Source organism: Sulfurihydrogenibium sp. (assembly GCF_027448985.1).
Lineage (GTDB): Bacteria > Aquificota > Aquificia > Aquificales > Hydrogenothermaceae > Sulfurihydrogenibium.
In genome coordinates, this window is the sequence record NZ_DAIDMN010000150.1 from 1 (window position 1) to 1589 (window position 1589).

Annotated in this window: 2 protein-coding genes; both read right to left on the bottom strand. The window is 37.1% G+C overall.

The annotated features are described in order from the left end of the window. Positions 1–1061: methionine adenosyltransferase (gene metK, locus NE054_RS08150; RefSeq protein WP_297890474.1), on the bottom strand; the 1061-nt coding region annotated here is incomplete at its 3' end. Between the two features lie 10 nt (positions 1062–1071). Then, positions 1072–1589: dihydroxy-acid dehydratase (locus NE054_RS08155; RefSeq protein WP_297890475.1), on the bottom strand; the 518-nt coding region annotated here is incomplete at its 5' end.

Here is a 1589-nt window from a genome sequence, read left to right on the forward strand (position 1 = left end):
AACTCTTCCCTTTCACTACCAAAATGACCTTCTACAGCAGTCTGTTTGTAGATAGGTCTTCTTAAATTTAAAGAATTTATTATATCATTTACACTAAATTTGTAAATACTTTTTTCAATTTCTTTACATTCTTCACAATCTATATTAACCAAAAGTGGGTATTCTGAACCTATAGCGTAAACCATCTCTACCTTGCATTCATCGGCATATCCTTTGGCAACTATATTTTTTGCTATAAACCTTGCAAAGTACGACGCTGACCTATCTACTTTCGTAGGGTCTTTTCCGGAAAAGGCGCTTCCTCCGTTTGGGCAGGCTGTTCCGTATGCATCTGCAGCAATTTTTCTACCGGTTAATCCTGTATCTGCCATCGGTCCACCAATTATAAATCTTCCTATTGGATTTATCACTATATTCGTTTTTTCGTCTATGTAATGGTTATACTTTATTTTTTTTACAACTTCTTCTATTATAGCTTCTTTTAAATCTTTTTCCGATATATAAGGTTCATGTTGAACCATAACAGCTATATTTTTTATCCTAATTGGTTTTTCGTTTTCGTACTCTACGCTAACCAGTGCTTTACCATCTGGTCTTAAGAATGGTAATGTTCCATCTTTTCTTAAAGAGTTTAGTTTTTGAGTGATTTCGTTAGCTACATTACTTGCAAGAGGCATATAATTCTCTGTTTCGTTCGTTGCGTATCCTACCACTATGCAACTGTCTCCAGCTCTATCTGAAGGAAGTCCTAATGCAATTTCTGGACTTTGGTCGTTTATGGTTGTTATAACTCCTGCCGTGTATCCGTCAAAACCGTACTCTGGTTTTGTATAACCTATCTCTATTAATGTGTTTCTAACAATTGTAGGTATATCTGCATAGGCATCGGTAGATATTTCTCCAGCTACGTGGACAAGTCCCATCGTTATAAGCACTTCTATAGATGCTCGTGTGTAAGGGTCCTTTGATATAAGGTCATCTAATACAGCATCGGCTATTATATCTGCAATTTTATCCGGATGACCTAAACATACACTTTCCGCACTTTTTACCGTTTTCATCTTTTACCTCTTAACTACATTCGTCTGACAGTATAGCACCTTTATTTGCTGATGTGACAAACTTAGCATACCTTCTAAGCCATGGACTTTGTATTTCTTTTTTCTTTGGTTTAAACTCTCTCATTCTTCTTTCAAACTCTTCTTGTGGTATTAACAACTCTAATTTTCTATTTGGTATATCTATAAGTATCTCATCACCATCTTGAACTATTCCAATTGGACCACCTGCTGCTGCTTCCGGAGATACGTGTCCTATACATGCTCCTCTTGTAGCACCGGAAAATCTGCCATCTGTAATGAGAGATACTTTGTCTCCTAATCCCATTCCCATAAGTGTTGATGTTGGAGCAAGCATTTCCCTCATTCCAGGTCCACCTTTTGGTCCTTCGTATCTTATCACAACCACATCGCCTTCTTTTACTTTTCCGTTGGTTATTCCTTCTATTGCTTCTTCTTCACTGTCAAAAACTACAGCTTTCCCTCTATGTACAAGTATTTTTGGGTCAACGGCAGCTGCTTTCACTACTA